This window comes from Plantibacter auratus, from assembly GCF_050587365.1.
GTDB lineage: Bacteria > Actinomycetota > Actinomycetes > Actinomycetales > Microbacteriaceae > Plantibacter > Plantibacter auratus.
Genome location: NZ_JBOBFV010000001.1, coordinates 1,168,578 through 1,185,307 on the forward strand (window position 1 = coordinate 1,168,578; position 16,730 = coordinate 1,185,307).

15 protein-coding genes are annotated in these 16,730 nt (G+C 70.2%); 7 read left to right on the forward strand and 8 right to left on the reverse strand.

Annotated elements, in window-relative coordinates; translation table 11 throughout:
- The first annotated feature begins 296 nt into the window (after positions 1-296).
- Positions 297-2,540: a sigma-70 family RNA polymerase sigma factor gene (locus tag ACQ3HE_RS05450; protein WP_430891626.1), complete on the forward strand. Its 2,244-nt coding sequence runs from the start codon at positions 297-299 to the stop codon at positions 2,538-2,540.
- A gap of 38 nt (positions 2,541-2,578) precedes the next feature.
- Here ACQ3HE_RS05450 and ACQ3HE_RS05455 read toward each other — a convergent pair whose 3' ends face one another.
- Positions 2,579-3,805, reverse strand: a complete 1,227-nt coding sequence (locus ACQ3HE_RS05455; protein ID WP_430891628.1) for an MFS transporter — start codon at positions 3,803-3,805, stop codon at positions 2,579-2,581.
- Positions 3,806-3,989: 184 nt separating this feature from the next.
- Here ACQ3HE_RS05455 and ACQ3HE_RS05460 point away from each other — a divergent pair, with 184 nt between their 5' ends.
- The 5 genes from ACQ3HE_RS05460 (at position 3,990) to ACQ3HE_RS05480 (ending at position 8,212) form a co-directional block, all read left to right on the forward strand.
- Complete coding sequence (locus ACQ3HE_RS05460) at positions 3,990-4,382, forward strand: MerR family transcriptional regulator (protein WP_159878020.1); 393 nt, start codon at positions 3,990-3,992, stop codon at positions 4,380-4,382.
- Positions 4,383-4,448: 66 nt separating this feature from the next.
- Positions 4,449-5,306, forward strand: a complete 858-nt coding sequence (gene purU, locus ACQ3HE_RS05465; RefSeq protein ID WP_430891917.1) for a formyltetrahydrofolate deformylase — start codon at positions 4,449-4,451, stop codon at positions 5,304-5,306.
- A gap of 40 nt (positions 5,307-5,346) precedes the next feature.
- Positions 5,347-5,703, forward strand: coding sequence for a YrdB family protein (locus tag ACQ3HE_RS05470; RefSeq protein WP_234993927.1), 357 nt, complete (start codon positions 5,347-5,349; stop codon positions 5,701-5,703).
- Complete coding sequence (nagA, locus tag ACQ3HE_RS05475; protein WP_430891630.1) at positions 5,700-6,854, forward strand: N-acetylglucosamine-6-phosphate deacetylase; 1,155 nt, start codon at positions 5,700-5,702, stop codon at positions 6,852-6,854. Before ACQ3HE_RS05470 ends, nagA begins: the two co-directional genes overlap by 4 nt.
- A gap of 2 nt (positions 6,855-6,856) precedes the next feature.
- The gene (locus ACQ3HE_RS05480; RefSeq protein ID WP_430891919.1) at positions 6,857-8,212 is read left to right on the forward strand and encodes an FAD-binding oxidoreductase; all 1,356 of its coding nucleotides are present in this window, start codon (positions 6,857-6,859) and stop codon (positions 8,210-8,212) included.
- A 180-nt stretch (positions 8,213-8,392) separates the two neighbouring features.
- Here ACQ3HE_RS05480 and ACQ3HE_RS05485 read toward each other — a convergent pair whose 3' ends face one another.
- From ACQ3HE_RS05485 to ACQ3HE_RS05510, 6 genes are all read right to left on the reverse strand, one after another.
- A complete protein-coding gene (locus ACQ3HE_RS05485) occupies positions 8,393-9,547 on the reverse strand; it encodes a mannitol-1-phosphate 5-dehydrogenase (RefSeq protein WP_430891632.1) in 1,155 nt (384 codons plus the stop codon).
- Complete coding sequence (locus tag ACQ3HE_RS05490) at positions 9,547-9,981, reverse strand: PTS mannitol transporter subunit IIA (RefSeq protein WP_064296632.1); 435 nt, start codon at positions 9,979-9,981, stop codon at positions 9,547-9,549. The genes ACQ3HE_RS05485 and ACQ3HE_RS05490 overlap by 1 nt, the downstream gene beginning before the upstream one ends.
- Before the next feature lie 117 nt (positions 9,982-10,098).
- The gene (locus tag ACQ3HE_RS05495) at positions 10,099-11,685 is read right to left on the reverse strand and encodes a PTS mannitol transporter subunit IIBC (RefSeq protein WP_085510292.1); all 1,587 of its coding nucleotides are present in this window, start codon (positions 11,683-11,685) and stop codon (positions 10,099-10,101) included.
- On the reverse strand, positions 11,682-13,361 hold the full coding sequence (gene ptsP / locus ACQ3HE_RS05500; RefSeq protein ID WP_082916226.1) for a phosphoenolpyruvate--protein phosphotransferase: 1,680 nt from the start codon (positions 13,359-13,361) through the stop codon (positions 11,682-11,684). Before ptsP ends, ACQ3HE_RS05495 begins: the two co-directional genes overlap by 4 nt.
- Before the next feature lie 4 nt (positions 13,362-13,365).
- Positions 13,366-13,641, reverse strand: a complete 276-nt coding sequence (locus ACQ3HE_RS05505) for an HPr family phosphocarrier protein (protein WP_064296634.1) — start codon at positions 13,639-13,641, stop codon at positions 13,366-13,368.
- 4 nt (positions 13,642-13,645) lie between these two features.
- The gene (locus tag ACQ3HE_RS05510) at positions 13,646-13,969 is read right to left on the reverse strand and encodes a PTS sugar transporter subunit IIB (protein WP_071259442.1); all 324 of its coding nucleotides are present in this window, start codon (positions 13,967-13,969) and stop codon (positions 13,646-13,648) included.
- A 187-nt stretch (positions 13,970-14,156) separates the two neighbouring features.
- Here ACQ3HE_RS05510 and ACQ3HE_RS05515 point away from each other — a divergent pair, with 187 nt between their 5' ends.
- Positions 14,157-16,079 (forward strand): BglG family transcription antiterminator, encoded by a 1,923-nt coding sequence (locus ACQ3HE_RS05515; protein ID WP_430891633.1) that lies wholly within the window; start codon positions 14,157-14,159, stop codon positions 16,077-16,079.
- Between the two features lie 42 nt (positions 16,080-16,121).
- Here the strand turns inward: ACQ3HE_RS05515 and ACQ3HE_RS05520 are convergent, their stop codons facing one another.
- Entirely contained in the window at positions 16,122-16,694 is a 573-nt protein-coding gene (locus tag ACQ3HE_RS05520; protein WP_086474425.1) for a helix-turn-helix domain-containing protein, read from the reverse strand.
- Positions 16,695-16,730 lie beyond the last annotated feature (36 nt).

Below are 16,730 nucleotides of genomic sequence, written 5' to 3' on the forward strand. Positions count from 1 at the left end.
ACGTTTCGGGTCCGTTGCCCGATGCACACCGGCCGTGGCGCGCATCGTGGCCGTCCGAGGACGACCCAGCAGGGTCCCCGTCGCCGGGAATCCTGCTGTTCATCCTGAGAGAGTGCCTCCCGAGCAAGTCATGACGCGGTTTCCCAGAACAATCGAAACGGATCTTCCTCGGCGCCAGCGGTTGTCCGCGAGACACCTCGTGCCAAGATGAGGAATCGGCGTCATGATCCCGCTTCACCCGACTCTCTTGAGCGGGCACGGTGCCCGGTAGTGCGCAGCTCGCAGACGGAGGCATCATGAGCCTGGACACATCCCCGGCTTCATCGCTCGCCGAGCGATCGGATGCCGAGCTCATCGAGCACACCCGCACGGGCTCGCAGGACGCCTACGCGGAGCTGTGGCGACGGCACTCGAACGCCGGACGGACCGTCGCCCGGTCCGTCACCTCGAGCCTCGATCCCGACGACCTCGTCTCGGAATCCTTCGCCCGCATCTATCAGGCGGTCCGTCGCGGGAAGGGACCCACCGGCGCCTTCCGCCCGTACCTGTTCACCACCATCCGGAACACGGCGGCCGCATGGGGCCGGTCGCGTCGGGAGACCTCACTCGACACCCTGGACTCCTTCGAGGACCCGGACACGAACGAGGCGTCCTCGATCGAGGCCCTCGACCGCAGCCTCAGTGCTCGAGCGTTCCGAAGCCTGCCGACCCGGTGGCAGGAGGTGCTCTGGTACACGGAGATCGAGGCGATGACGCCTGCGGAGGTCGCGCCGCTCCTCGGGATGAAGGCCAACTCGGTGGCCGCGCTCGCCTACCGAGCACGCGAGGGGCTGCGCGAAGCGTGGATCCAGGCGCACCTGCAGGCCGTCGACGACGATTCGGAGCACGCCTTCACGATCAGCAGGCTCGGATCGTACGCGCGCGGGAACCTCTCCGCGCGGGACACGGCCAAGGTCGAGTCGCACCTGGACGCCTGTCAGCGGTGCACCATCGTGGCCGCTGAGGCGAAGGAGGTCGGCTCGCGCATGGCGCTCGTCCTCCTCCCCCTCGTGGCAGGCGCCGCCGGTGCGGCCGGCTACACCGCGTGGTTGCAGACGAACGGTGCGTCGACGACCGCGGTCGCCGCGATGCCGGCCGGCGTCACCGGCGGGGTCGCACTGACGGCGCACCTGAGCACCTCGGTGGCGACCTCCGGCGGAGCAGCGGCTCCCGGTGCAGTCGGTTCCAGTGGCGCCGCGTCCGGTGCCGGCGTCGCGTCGGGTGCGGGCGTCGCGGGTGCTGCGACGGCAGGTCTCTCCGGTGGCCTCATCGCCGCGATCGGCGTCGGCGTCATCGCGGTGGTGACCGCCGCCGCGCTCGTCCTGGGTCCGGTGGTGTTCCCGCCCGGAGCAGACTCGGCGACCTCCGTCTCCGCCGACGAGACCAGCGACCCCGTCGCCGTGCCGACACCGGGCGCGACTCCGACCACGGGTCCGACGACGTCACCGTCCGCGCCGACGACCCCGACACCCTCGGCACCGGTGCCCACTCCCCGGCCGACGCCCGGCACGGGAGCAACGCCGCCTCCGGTCGCCGAGCCGCAGGTCCCGTCGCCGACGGCTCCGCCCGTCGCCCCTCCCGTCGATCCCGTCGACCCGGTGGACCCCGTGGATCCGACTGACCCCGAGGAGCTCCCGGCGCCGACGATGGCCGCCGACACCGGTGGCGGCTTCCTGTGGCCTGCCTTCAGCGGCACCGCCGCGGCCGGCGCCACCGTCGACATCCTCGACGGAGACGTGGTCGTCACGTCGACAGTCGTGCCGGCCTCCGCTCGGCGGGCGTCCGCGACAGCCCCTCCCGAGACCGGGACCTGGTCGACCGGCCCGGTCGACCTCGGCCGCACGGGCACCTTCGTCCTGACCGTCCGGCAGACCCTGGGCGACGAGGTCTCCGTGTCCGCCGAACCGGCCACCATGTCGATCAGCGGGCCGGCCGTCACCGGGCTCCGGACGGTGCTGTCGGTGCAGTTCCTCGATCCGACCGGCCCGCTCGTGGTCGTCGGTGCTCCCAACGGCGCGGTCGGATACACGGTCGACGGTGGTGACGAGCAACGCGTCGCGCTCGACGCCGACGGTCGAGCGACGCTCACCGGCGCCGCCGTCGCCGTCGGGTTCCACGAGCTCAGCGTCTGGAGCGTCGACCCGTCCGACCCATCGCGCGTGGGACCTGCGACCTCCGTCGAGTACCTCTCGCTGACCGGGCTCCTGAGTACCGACGCCGCCGTCGATCCGGCGACGGCCCCGCTCACGGAAGCGGTTCTGGACACCGCACCGGAGGCGGTTCCCGCTCCGGTCCCGGCTCAGGTCGTCGTCGACCCGATCGCGGACCAGACCCCGGTGGAAGCGGCTCCCCCGACGGAGACGGACGTGCCGAGTACGACCGAACCGGCTCCGACGACGGAGACAGAGACGCCGGTGGAGACCGCGCCCGACGTCACCGCGCCCACCGATGGCGCAGACGCCTCACCGGCGCCGACGACGGACGAACCGGCTGTACCGTAAGCGGTCCGCTCAACGCGTCCGCAACGGGTCGTGCTCGATCAGACGGACTCGCGCCTGCGTGTGCGCAGCACGTCCGCCGCGAGGAGCGAGGTCGCGACCACGGCCAGGGACACGTACACCCACGGCAGCACGCCGAGACCGATCTCGGCGAGGAGCAACGCGCCGAGCGCTGAGCCGCCACCGATACCCGTGTTGAACGCCGTCGTGTAGAACGCGTTCGCGGTGTCGCGAATGCGGGGGCTCGCCGCGTGCAGGAGGCGCGTCTGCATGAGCGGCGGCAGCATGCCGAAGGCCGTCCCCCAGAGGAAGAACGCGACGAGTGCGCCGGGAAGCCACCCTGCCGAGAGGGCGAGGACGCTCACCATGGCGGCAGACACGGTCAGGGCGACGAACAGGCCCGTGGTCGCACGCCTCGCGAAGACGCTGCCGGTGAGGATGAGGCCGATCGCGCCCGCGACGCCGTAGACGAGGAGGAGGATGCTGAGCTGGCCGGCCGGGACACCGACCTCGCCGATGAGGAACGGTGCGATGTAGGTGTAGAACGCGTAATGGCCCGCCATGATGACGCCGACCGCGATGCAGACGATCGCGACCGGGACGATGCTCGGATCACGGCCCGTCGCACCCGAGGCGGCCGCGTGCGACTCCTCCCGACCGACGGGCGGCAGCTTCCACCACACGACGAGGGCGCCGAGGAGCATGGCCGCGGCGAGGACGCCGAACGCGAGGCGCCAGCCGAGCGCGTGCCCGAGCGCGGTGCTGAGCGGGACGCCGAGGACGAAGGCGAGCGTGCCTCCCGCGATCGTCACTGACACGGCACGCGCGAGCTGCTCCTTCGGGACCAGGTGACCGGCGTACGCGCCGACGACCGCCCAGAAGACGCCATGGGCGAGCCCGCCGAGCACCCGGGTGGCGACGAGGAGTTCGTAGTTCGGGGCGAGCGCGCCGAGACCGGTGCTCACGCCGAGGACGACGATGACGGCCACGAGCAACGCGTGTCGCGGGACACGCCTGGTGAGGTGGATGAGCGCGGTGCTCGACAGCACCACCGTGAACGCGAACACGCTGACGAGGAGCCCGATCTGCGACTCGGTGACGCCGAGCGAGGTGCTCATCTCCGGGAGGAGGCCGGTCGGGATCATCTCGCCGGTGACGGAGAGGAAGGTGCCCGCCGCGAGCGCGATCAGGCCGACCCAGGGGAACGGCGGTGACGACGGCTTGGAGGGTTCGGCGGCGCGCGCCGAGGAGGGCGAAGAGGAGGTCATCGGATTGCTCCAACGATGGCGTTCACTCGTCGGCTGACGTGGCGGACGAGTTCGTCTACGCGCTGATGTGCGCGCCCAGGGTCAACCGACATCCGGCGACCGCGGACGAGTCTACCCGAGGGCGGGAATGCGGAGGGCTCGATCCGACGTTGCAGCTGACGTGAAGGTGACAGAGAGGCCGCTCATGCGCATTGCAGAACTCGCTGAACGAACGGGTGTCCCGGCCACCCGGCTCCGCTCCTACGAGGAGGAGGGACTCCTGGCGCCCGTGCGCGCGTCGCAGGCGCCCGACGAGTACGAACCGTCCGCCATCGACCACGTCGTCACGGTCGACAACCTGTTCGACGCGGGGCTCACGACCCGCCTCGTGCGCGTGGTCCTCGATCTCGACGACGCACGCACCTCGCGCGCCGTGCCCGACTGCTCCCGCGCGACGGCCGAGTCGCTCCACGCGCAGATCGCCTCGATCGACGCCCGCATCGACTGCCTGCGGCAGAGCCGCGAGACGGTGCGGTCGTACCTGCGTCAGTCCTCCCACGCCGACCTCGTCGACGAGCGGTCCGTCCCTGCGGCTTGAGCGGTCGGGTCCAGGTAACCTGAGTCGGTGACGAACTCGACCGATCCCTCCGCTGTGCCCTCGACCATGCACGAGCGCTCCGTCCACTGGGTGCTCTCGATCATCTGCGAGGACCGGCCCGGCATCGTGCACGCCATCAGCGGTGCGATCGTCGAAGCCGCCGGCAACATCACCGAGAGCCAGCAGTTCTCGAGCGATGACACCGGACGGTTCTTCATGCGGCTCCAGGTCGAGGCGGCGGTCTCGCGCGAGCGGTTCGAGGCGGCCATCGCACCCGTCGTCGAGCGATACGCCCTCCAGTGGCGGCTCGACGTCGTCGGTCGTCCGCTCCGGACGCTCGTCCTGGCCTCGACGGCGGCGCACTGCGTCAACGACCTCCTCTTCCGCCAGCGGGCCGGCCAGCTCCCGGTCGAGATCCCCCTCGTGCTCAGCAACCACGGTTCGCTCCGCGATCTCGCCTCCTTCTACGGCGTGCCCTTCGAGGCGCTGCCCGTGACGGACGCCGCATCGAAGGCGGCGTTCGAGGCCAGGGTCGTCGAGGCCGTCGAGGAACACGACATCGAGCTCGTCGTCCTCGCCAGGTACATGCAGATCCTCTCCCCCGAGCTCTGCGAGCGCCTCGCCGGTCGCGCCATCAACATCCACCACTCCTTCCTGCCCGGTTTCAAGGGCGCGAACCCGTACAAGCAGGCGCACGCGCGCGGCGTCAAGCTCATCGGTGCGACGGCGCACTTCGTGACGAGCGACCTCGACGAGGGACCGATCATCGAGCAGAACGTCGTCCGCGTGGACCACTCCCGCTCCCCCGCGGAGCTCGTCGCCATCGGTCAGGACGAGGAGAGCCGCACCCTCACCCAGGCGGTGAAGTGGTTCGCCGAGGACCGCGTTCTCCTCGACGGTGCGCGGACGATCATCTTCCGCTGACCCGGAGCGGGCTCGCGGCCACGCGCCGTAGAATCGTGTGGTGTCTGAACGAACTCCCGCCGACGTGAAGATCGGCCCCAACGAGATCCTGCGGTTCTTCCTCGAACTCTTCGCCTTCTTCTCGCTCGGCTTCTGGGGCGTCGCGGTGTGGCCGTTCCCGCTGAACGTGGTCGTCGGGATCGCCGCCCCGGTCGTGGCGATCATCCTCTGGGCGCTGTTCCTCTCGCCGCGCGCCGTGATCCGCATCGACCTCTACGGCCAGGCGGTCGTCGAGCTCCTCATCTTCGCGGCGGCGGCGCTCGCCTGGTTGCACCTCGGGCAGCCGATCATCGCGACCGTCTTCGCCGTGGTGGCCGTCGCCAGTGGTGTCGTCCGCGGACGGAAGCAGCTCGCATGACCGAGCTCCTGATCCACTCCGCCACCAAGGTCGACGTCGACGGCCACCAGGACGCTTTCTGGCTGCACGCGGTCGACGGCGTCATCCGCTCCACCGGCACCGGCGACGACTGGCGGTCCATCCCCGTCGGCGACGGCGCATCCGTCCACGACGCACACGGCGGCCACCTCACGCCGGGGTTCATCGACCTCCACGTCCACGGCGGCGGCGGTTCGTCCTTCGACGACGGACGCGACGCCATCGGACGCGCGCTCGCGGTGCACCGGGCACACGGGACCACGAGGACGCTCATCAGTCTCGTGTCGAACCCGGTCGACGCCCTCGTCGCGAGTCTCGAGGGGATCGCCGACCTCGTCGCCGAGGATCCCCTGGTCTTCGGCGCCCACCTCGAAGGTCCGTTCCTCTCACCGGCCAAGAAGGGCGCGCACGACCCCGGGGCGCTCATCGACCCGAGCCCGGCGGTCGTCGAACGCCTCATCGACGCGAGCCGCGGCACGCTGCGGCAGATCACGATCGCCCCTGAGCTGCCGAACGCCCTCGAGGCGATCCAGGTCCTCGTCGAGGCCGGCGTCATCGTCGCCGTGGGTCACACCGACGCCGACGAGGCACTGACGAAGACGGCGTTCGATCTCGGTGCCCGACTCGTCACCCACGTGTTCAACGCGATGAACGGGATCCACCACCGTGCACCCGGACCGATCATCGCCTCCTTCGCCGACGAGCGGGTCACGGTCGAGCTCATCCTCGACGGCGAACACGTGCACCCCGACGTCGCCAAGCTCGCCTTCGAGCAGGCCCCGGGCCGCGTCGCACTCATCACCGACGCGATGGCCGCAGCCGGCTCTTCCGACGGCCGTTACCTCCTGGGCGCGCTCGAAGTCCAGGTGACGGACGGTCTGGCGCGGCTCGTGGAAGGCGACTCGATCGCCGGCTCCACGCTGACGCTCGACCGGGCGCTCCGACTCGCCGTCGCGAGCGGTGTGGCGGCGGACGCGGCGGTCGGTGCCCTCACGAGCACCCCGGCCCGTGTCCTCGGCCTCGCCGACCGCTTCGGTCGGCTGGCCCCGGGATACGCCGCGGACGCCGTCCTCCTCGACCACCAGTGGAACGTCCAGGCGGTCTGGGCCGACGGATCAGCCCTGCCGCGATGACGATGCAGACCGTCCTCGACGCCCTCCGTGACGCCCTCGGCGACGCGGTCTCGACGACGGACGCCGTCCTGACGGACGCACGGTCCGATAAATCGGGTCACGTGTCCGACGCCCCACCGATCGCCGTGGTCTCCGCGCGTTCCATCGAAGACGTCCAGACGGTGATGCGCATCGCCACCGCGACCGGGACGCCGGTCGTGACGCGCGGCGCCGGTACCGGACTGGCGGGCGGCGCGCTCGGCGGCGCGGGTGAGATCGTCCTGTCGACGCTCGTGATGCAGCGCGTCCTGGAGATCAACGAACCCGACCTCCTCGCGGTCGTCGAACCGGGCATCATCAACGGCGCCTTCAACGACCTCCTGCTCGCCCGTGGACTCTGGTTCGCGCCCGACCCGGCGAGCCGCGCGATCTCGACCGTGGGTGGGAACATCGCGACCGGCGCCGGCGGCCTGCTGTGCGCCAAGTACGGCGTGACACGCGACGCCGTCCTCGCCCTCAAGGTCGTCCTGGCCGACGGACGGCTCATCAGCGTCGGGCACCGGAGCGTGAAGGGGGTCACCGGCCTCGACCTCACGAGTCTCATGGTCGGCTCCGAGGGCGTCCTCGGCGTCATCGTCGAGGCGACCGTCCGCATCCGGCGCGTGACGCCGGGCACCGTCGCGACCATCGCCGGGTACTTCCCGAGCGTGGTCTCGGCAGCGGAGGCCACCGCCGCCGTCACCGCGTCCGGTGTCCAGCCGTCGATCATGGAACTGCTCGACCCCGTCGCGCTCGTCGCCGTGCACCGCTACCTGCAGCTGCCGACCCCGACCAGCGGCGAGGCGCACGTCGTGATCCAGACCGACGGCCCGAACGCCGAGGCGGAGGCCGCCGCGATCCTCGAGGTGCTCCACGCCGGCGGCGGGCGTGCCGAGATGTCCACCGACCACGCGACGGGTGAGCACCTGTTGGCCGTCCGCCGCGCCCTGCATCCCTCGCTCGAGCAGTTCGGCACCCCGCTCATCGAAGACGTGTCGGTCCCCCGCAGTCAGTTGGCGGCGATGTTCACGGCGATCGGCGAGATCGAGCGCCGGTACGGCATCTCCATCCCCACGGTCGCGCACGCGGGCGACGGCAACCTCCACCCGAACTTCGTCTTCGAGGGTGTCGAGGTACCAGACCTCATCTGGCAGGCCGCCGACGACCTCTTCACCACCGCACTGCGGCTCGGCGGTACCCTCACCGGCGAGCACGGCATCGGCCTGCTCAAGAAGCGCTGGCTCGGCGACGAGCTCGGCGAGGATCAGCTCGCGCTCCAGCACGGGATCAAGCGGCTCTTCGACCCGGAGAACCTCCTCAACCCGGGCAAGATGTTCTGAGACCCTTCGACAGGCTCAGGGACCGGAATGAGGGGCGCTCAGGGACCGGAATGGGGCGCGCTCAGGGACCGACGACGGGCGGCCGGAGGCAGGCTCAGGGACCGGAACAGGCTCCGGGAACGGCGACAGGCCCAGGGTCCGGGTCCGGACGGATCCGGTCCCTGAGCCTGTCGAAGGGTGTTACGCGAGCGATGCCTGTTGGGCGACGACCTGCGCGAGCACCGCGGGAGCCAGCGGGTGCTCGGGAGCGAGGCCGGTGACCTCCTCGACGAAGGTGCCCGGCGCGAGCTCGTGGAGCTTCGCCTGCAGGTGGACACTCTGCTCGTCGTCGGCGACGTCGAACTCGAGCGCGGCACCGATGGCCGAGACGAGGGCGTCGTGGGCCATGCCGCGCTCCGCCAGCTCTGCGGCGGGTCCGATGAACCGCTCGGTCCGGCTCAGCTTGCGCAGCGGCTGCCGACCGACGCGTTCCACGGTGTCGGGCAGGTGCACGTTCGCGAAGCGACGGAGGATCGTCTCGCGGTACTCGCGTTGCGCGTCGACGTCGAGCCCGTGCTTGGCGACGAGCAGCGCGGAGGTCTCCTCCAGCACCGCACCGACGGCGACGGCGATGGACGGCTCGGCGAGTGCTTCGGCGATGGTCCCGATACCGGCGCGCGCACCGAAGTAGGCGACGGAGGCGTGGCCGGTGTTCACGGTGAAGAGCTTCCGCTCGATGTACGGCGCGAGCTCATCGACGAAGTGGGCACCGGGGATCGACGGCAGCGAGCCGTTGAACGCCGGGGTCTCGATGGCCCACTCGTAGAAGGTCTCGACGGTCACGTCGATGCCCTGCCCGGCGGGCTGGCCCGGGACGATGCGGTCCACGGCCGTGTTCGCGAACACGGCCCGGGTCGACAGCGACGCCCAGGCCTCGTCACCGACCGCCTGGCGCACCTCGGTGGCGAGGAGGTCGGTGGCGTTGATCGCGTTCTCGCAGGCCATGACGGCGAGCGGAGCGGCGTCGGCCGGACGGGCGGCGATCCCACGCGCGATGACCGGAGCGACGAAGCGCAGGATGGTCGGCCCGACGGCGGTGGTCACCACCTCGGCGGCGGCGATCTCCTGGACGAGGGCCTCCTCGTCGGTGGCGCTGTTGATCGCGCGGAACCCGGTGACGACCGTGTCCTTCGCGCCGTCGCCCACCTCGTGCACCGTGTAGCTGTCGGCCGCGGCGATCGCATCGATGAGCTCGGCGTTGACGTCCGCGAAGACGACCTCGTAGCCGCCCTCGTGGAGGAGCAGGCCGACGAAGCCGCGCCCGATGTTGCCGGCGCCGAAGTGGACGGCTCGCATCACTCGTTGACCTCGCTCAGGAGCGCGTAGAGCTCCTCAGGCGTCTCGGCTGCGAGCAGCTTGGCGACCTCGTCGTCCTCGGAGAAGATGATGGCGATCTTGGAGAGGATCTCCATGTGCCCGCCGTCCTTGCCGGCGATGCCGACGACGAAGCGGACCTCGTCGCCGTCCCAGTCGATGGGGGTCTCGTAGCGGGTGAACGATAGGGCGGAATCGCGGACCGCCTCCTTCGCGTCGTTCGTCCCGTGCGGGATGGCGAGGAGGTTGCCCATGTAGGTCGACACGGACTGCTCGCGGGCGAGCATGGCCTCGAAGTACTCGTCGGTCACGGCTCCGGCTGCTTCGAGGGCGTCGGCAGCGCGGCGGATGGCCTCCTCCTGCGTCACCGTCCCGGTGACGATGGTGATCCGATCCTGGGTCAGTACCTGCGACATGTCTTCCTCTGCATTCGTCGTGCGGGGCTCCGCCGGTGCGGTCCGGAGCCGGGTGAAGGGCGTTGGATGGAGCCCGGGGCGCACGCCCTTCGCGTGCGCCCCGGGATCGTTCCGTTGCTAGTGTGCTCCCTCTCCGCGGAGCAACTCCACCACTTCGTCGTACTTCGGAGAGTTCATGAAGTTGTCGACCGACATGTGCACGGCACTCGGGGTCTTCTCCTTCGCGCGCTCCGTCAGCTCGCGCTGGGTGATGACGAGGTCGACGTCGTCGGCGAGGTTCGCGATCGCCTTGTTGGTGACGGTGATCTCGTCGATGCCGGCCTTCTTGATCTTGTTGCGGAGCACCGAGGCGCCCATCGCACTCGAACCCATACCGGCGTCGCAGGCGAAGACGATGTTCCGGATCGGGCCGCGCTCGAGCGTCGTGACGACGCCCTCGTCGACGACGTCCGCACCGGCTGCGGCGCTTCCGGCGGAGAGGTTGCCGAGCACGCTCGACTTCTTGCCCTTGGCGGCTTCGGTCGCGGCGACGGCGGCCGAGAGGTCACCGGCGTTCTCGTTCTCGAGGTCGCGCTTCCGGCTGGCCCGCAGGATGATCGCGGAGATCCCGAACGAGACGGCTGCGGCGACGATGACCGACAGGATCACGCCGAAGTAGCTGTCGGGTGCGGTCTGGATGAGCACGGCGATGATGCTGCCGGGCGAGGCAGGGGCGCGGAGACCCGTGTTGAACGCGACGTTCGTCGCCACACCGGCCATGCCGCCACCGATCGCGGCCAGGACCAGCATCGGCTTCATGAGCACGTACGGGAAGTAGATCTCGTGGATGCCACCGAAGAACTGGATGATGACCGCGCCGGGGGCCGACGCCTTCGCGAGACCGATGCCGAAGAAGCAGAACGCGAGCAGGATGCCGAGGCCCGGACCGGGGTTCGCCTCGAGGAGGAACAGGATCGACTTGCCGGTCTCCTCGGACTGCTGGACACCGAGCGGGGTCAGCACACCGTGGTTGATGGCGTTGTTGAGGAAGAGGATCTTGCCGGGCTCGATGAAGATGCTCGCGATCGGCAGGAGCGAGTTGGCGACGAGCCAGTCGACGATGCCCTCGAGGAAGCTGCTGAGCGCGGTGACGATCGGTGCGATACCGAAGAAGCCGCCGATGGCGAGGAGGGCTCCGAGGATACCCGCGGAGAAGTTGTTGACCAGCATCTCGAAGCCGGCCTTGATCTTGCCGTCCCAGATGCGGTCCACCTGCTTCATGAGCCACGCGGCGAGCGGGCCCATGATCATCGCACCGATGAACATCGGGATCGCGCTGCCGACGATGACACCCATGGTCGCGATGGAGGCGACGACGCCGCCACGCTCACCGTAGATCATGCGGCCACCGGTGTTCGCGATGAGCAGTGGGAGCAGGTACGTGATCATCGGGCCGACGAGGCCGACGTACTGCGGGAAGGTCGTGCCGTCGTCGGCCTGCGCGAGCGCCGTCGCGGCACCCTGCCAGCCGATGAGGTCGGCGTTGCCGAAGCCGCCGAGGATCCCGTTCGGGAACCAGCCGGTCGCGATGAAGAACGCGGTGATGAGGCCCCAGGCGATGAAGGCCGCGATGTTCGGCATGACCATGCCGGAGAGGAAGGTGCCGAATCGCTGAACGCCGACTCGTGCACCTCCCGGCTTCTTGGGAGTAGACGTCGTTGTCATGATGATGTTGCCTCTTTCATTTCGGGAGTCGTTGCAGCGGTGGCCGCTGCCCTGGCTTCGGCCGCACCGTCGGCGGCCAGTGCTGCTGCTGCGATGCGCCGGGCATCGTCGAGCGTGTACTGCTGGAGGGAGTGACGGACGTCGGCGAGCGCCGACGGTGACATGGACAGGGTGGTGGCGCCGAGTCCGACGAGGACGACGGCGAGGAGCGGGTCGGCGGCTGCTTCGCCGCAGATGCCGACCGGCTTGCCGTGGTGCTGGCCGGCTTCGCCGACGAGCTGCACGAGGCGGAGGACCGCCGGGTGCCACGGGTCCTGGAACGCGCCGACGGAACCGAGCAGGCGGTCCGCGGCGAGCGTGTACTGCGTGAGGTCGTTGGTGCCGATCGACGCGAATCCGGCGTGGGCGAGGACGCGGTCGGCGAGGAGGGCGCTCGACGGCACCTCCACCATGACGCCGGGCGTCTTCAGGCCGTACTCGGCGGCGATCGCCATGAAGTACTTCGTCTCCTCGACGGTCGACACCATCGGGGCCATGACCCAGAGGTCGGCGTCCGTCGCGGCGTCGGCCTGGGCGAGCGCCGTGAGCTGCTCGCGCAGGATGTCCTCGCTCGCCCGCAACGCACGGAGGCCGCGGAGTCCGAGCGCCGGGTTGTCCTCGTGCGCGTCGTTCAGGAACGCCAACGGCTTGTCGGCACCGGCGTCGAGGACGCGCACGACGACCTTCTGGCCGGGGAAGGCGTTCAGGAGCTTCTCGTAGTGCGCCCGCTGCTGCTCGACCGTCGGCGCGAGCGCCTGGTCGAGGAAGAGGAACTCGGTGCGGAAGAGGCCGACGCCCTCGGCGCCGAGCTCCGCGGCGGCGTCGGCGTGCTCGGCCGAGCCCAGGTTCGCGAGCAGCGGCACGGGGGTGCCGTCGGCCAACGCACCGGGGACGACCGGTGCGTTCACGAGCGCGAGGCGGTCGGCGATGCGCTGCTCCGTGGCGGCGACGAGCTCGGGGGTCGGATCGACCGTGACTTCACCGGCTGCCGCGTCGACGACGAGGGTCGTGCCGTCGGTCAGCTCGGCTGCTCCGACGACGCCGACGATCGCGACGATCGACTTCTCGCGGGCGAGGATCGCCGTGTGCGAAGTCGGGCCGCCGTCGCTGGTGACGAGGCCGAGGACCAGGTCGAGGTCGAGCAGTGCGGTGTCGGCCGGCGCGAGGTCGCGGGCGACGAGGATGAACGGGTGGCCGGGCGAGGGGACGCCGGGGGCCGGCACGCCCATGAGGTCGGCGATGACCCGCTGCGACACGTCGTCGAGGTCGGCGGCGCGCTCCCCGAGGTAGCCGCCCATCGCAGCGAGCTGGTCGCGGAACGAGGCGAAGGCCGCGTGGACGGCCCACTCGGCGGTCTTGCCGTCCGCGAGCCGCGTGGCGATCTCCTCGGCGAGGGTCGGGTCCTCCGCCATCATCGCCTGGGCCTCGAGGACGTCACGAGCGGCACCACCGGCGGCGGCGCCTCGGGCCTCGAGCTCGCGGGCGACCGCGGCGAGGGAGGTGTTCGCGCGCTCGGTCTCGGTCGCGAGGTCGAGGGTGCTGGCGACGTCGGCGGGCGCGGGGAGCGGGTCGGCCATCCGGGCCACCGGGCCGACGGCGACGCCCTGGCCGATACCGATGCCCTGGAACGCGGTCATCGGACTACTGCTCGTCATGGTCGGTCACCAGGAGCTCGGAGAGCGTGTCGAGGGTGCCCTCGGCTGCGGCGCCCTCGCCGTCGACGGACAGGGTCACGTAGTCGCCGTGCTCGACGGCGAGCGCGATTACGCCGAGGATGCTCGCCGCGTTGACGGGCTTGCCGCTGCCCTTCGCGATCGTCACCGGGACCCCGGCGTCCTTCGCAGCCTGCGTGAACAGCTTCGCGGGCCTGGCATGCAGGCCGTGCGACGAGCCGATGCGGACGGTTCGAGTTGCCATGGGGTTACCTCCTGGTTGGTGATTGGATCGAGAGGACGAGTTCGAGGGCTCGCGCGCCACCCTCGACGCCGAAGACGTCGCCGGGCAGGACGGCGACCGCGGTGCCGGTGGGCTCGGCCGCAGCGCGCAGCGCGGCTTCGTGGTCGGCGAGGTGGGCGCCGACGAGCAGGACGTCGACACCGTCGAGGGCGATCGTGCCGCCGAGGACCTGTGATTCGGCACCGGCTGCGACGGAGACGTCGATCGATCGGTCGGCTGCTGCGCGACGCAGGCGTTGGGCCATGAACGTGCTCGACGCACCCGCGCCGCAAATCACCAGGATCTTCATCGAACCTTCTCCAGAACCGCCGATTGCCTACCAACCCATCATTCCGTCGCGCCCCTCGCGGCTCCACCAGAAGCTCTTCCGCCGGGGCGGAAAGGTCGTCGAACGCGCGGAAGCAGCCGGGAAGGTGGTTGACTCGGTGGAGCGGTTCGCCCGGACCGCGCGACGGCCGACCGACGGAGAGGGCATCGTGGCACGCGAGAAACACGACCGCATGCTCGGCTACCTCGCGGGACGGGACGGTTGGACGACGGCCACGGAGGTCGCGGAGGTGCTCGGCGTCACACCGCGCAGCGTCCGCAGCTACGTCACGGCGGTCAACACGCGCACCGCTCCGCACGATGTCGTCGAGTCCGGGCCGAACGGGTATCGGCTGAACGCCGACGGCTATGCGGTCTACCGGCGACGAGCCGCATCGGCGTTCGAATCGGAGACCCCGCGGGATCGGCTGTACGGGCTCGTCCGGCTGCTCATCAGTGCCCCCTCGGGAATCGACGTGCACGAGACGGCACAGCGGCTCCACGTCAGCGAGTCGACCGTCGAGGGCGACCTGGGCCGGGTCCGTGCCATGCTCGCCGACACCTCCCTCACGCTCGACCGTTCCGGATCGACGGTGACGATGGCGGGCGGCGAGACGGAGCGGAGACGTCTCCTCAGCCGGATGTTCCGCGACGAGACCGATCGCGGCATCGTCGAACTCGAGGCGCTCCAACGCGCGTTCGCGCCGAACGAGTTCAGCCCGTTCAAGGGCGAGCTGCTCGAGGCGTTGACCGCGCGCGGGTACTACGTCAACGAGTACGGCATCGCGAACGTCCTGCTCCACATCGCGATCGCCATCGACCGGGTCACGAAGGACCGTCCGGCGGAACCCGCAGACCATGCTCCGCGCTCCCCGGAGGTCGAGGCGGTCGCGGAGGATCTGGCGCGGCTCGTCGACGCCCACTTCCACGTCACACTCGGCGAGGGCGACCTCGTCTACCTCAGCTACCTGCTCGTGACGCGGGTGGTCACGCCGGGCAGCGGGGCTCCCGCCGAGGTCCTCGTCGACGACTACGTCAACCAGGACGACCTCGCCGCCGTCCGTCAGGCCGTCGACCGTGCCGGCCGCGAGTACCTCGTCGACCTCTCCGACGAGGACTTCATCGTCCGGCTCACCCTCCACGTCCAGAACCTCATCCGTCGTGCGCAGGACCAGTCCTACTCGCGCAATCCGCTGACCCGCTCGATCAAGACCTCGTACCCGATGATCTACGAGCTCGCGGTCTTCATCGCCAGCCAACTGCAGCGGCACGGCTCGATCATCATCAACGACGACGAGATCGCCTACATCGCGATGCACGTCGGCGCCCAGCTCGAGCAGAAGGCCCGCAAGGAGGCCCTGCTCGGCTCCACGATCGTCTCCGCCGGCTACTACGACATGCACGAGGTGCTGCGCCGACGCGTCGAATCGCAGCTGGGCGACGTCCTCGACGTCCGATCCGTCATCACCCGCACCGATGTCGACTGGGCCGCCATCGACACCGACCTCGTGCTCACGACGATCGAGCCACCAGCCCCTGCCGACGGCATCGTCGTCATCCAACCGTTCCTCACCGCGGCCGACGTTGAGCGCGTCCGCACCGCGGTCAGCCGCGTCCGTCGATCGTCCCGCTTGTCGGAGATCACCGACGAACTGCTGCAGTACTTCCACCCGGACCTCTTCCTCCGGAACGCGCATGCCGAGGACGAGGAGGGCATGATCCGCCTGCTCGGCGAGCGCATGATCGCCCGGGGGATCATCGACGAGAGCTACCTCACCGCGGCGATCGAGCGGGAGCGCATGTCGTCGACGGCGTTCACCGACACCCTGGCCGTGCCGCACGCCATGGCCATGACCGCGCACTCGACGGCCATCGCGATCGCCGTGAACGAGACGCCGATGGAGTGGGGCGGAGCGCGCGTGAGCGTCGTCGCACTCGTGGCGTTCAGCGAATCGGGTCGTGCCGCGTTCCAGACGGTGTTCGACCAGTTCGTCGAGGTGTTCTCCGAGCGCTCGAGCGTCGCCCGGATCATCCGCCGTTCCGAGGACTTCGCCGGCTTCATCGACGAGCTCGTGCACGTCATCGACGGCTGAGCACCCGTCGCGCGGTCCCGGTCACCGAGCTTGTCGAGGTGCTCAGACGTGCTCGGTGACCACCACCGCGGTCGTACCCGGCTCGAGTGCCTCGAAGACGTGCGGCACGTCCCCGGCGTGGGCGAGGTAGTCCCCCGGTCCGAGTTCGACCTCCTCGCCGACGGGTCCGACGGACGCGCGACCGGTGCTGAGGATCCAGTGCTCGACGACGCCCGGCATGTGCGGCTCCGAACGCCTCGGCTCCCCCGGTTCGACGACGATGCGGTAGATATCGCGTCGGGCGTTCGGCGGGCACGCGGACAGCACCGTCGCGACGTAATCCGCCCCGGACGCGGCGAGGGTCGGCCCCTCACCGGCACGGATCACCTGGACCGGTCGCCGCACCGGCTCGACCAGGCGGGCGAACGGGACGTCGAGGGTGACGCTGAGCGCCCAGAGGGTCTCGAGACTCGGGTTCCCGAGCCCCGCCTCCAGCTGCGACAAGGTCGACTTCGCGATCCCGGCCCGACGGGCCACCTCGGCGAGTGACAGGCCGGTGCGCTGCCGCTCGCGGGTCAGCGCCGCCGCGACCGCGGCGTGCGGTGCTCCGTCGTCGGATGGTTCGACCTGCGTCATGCGTTCGCTCCAGAGTGTTACGCGTTCGATTTGACG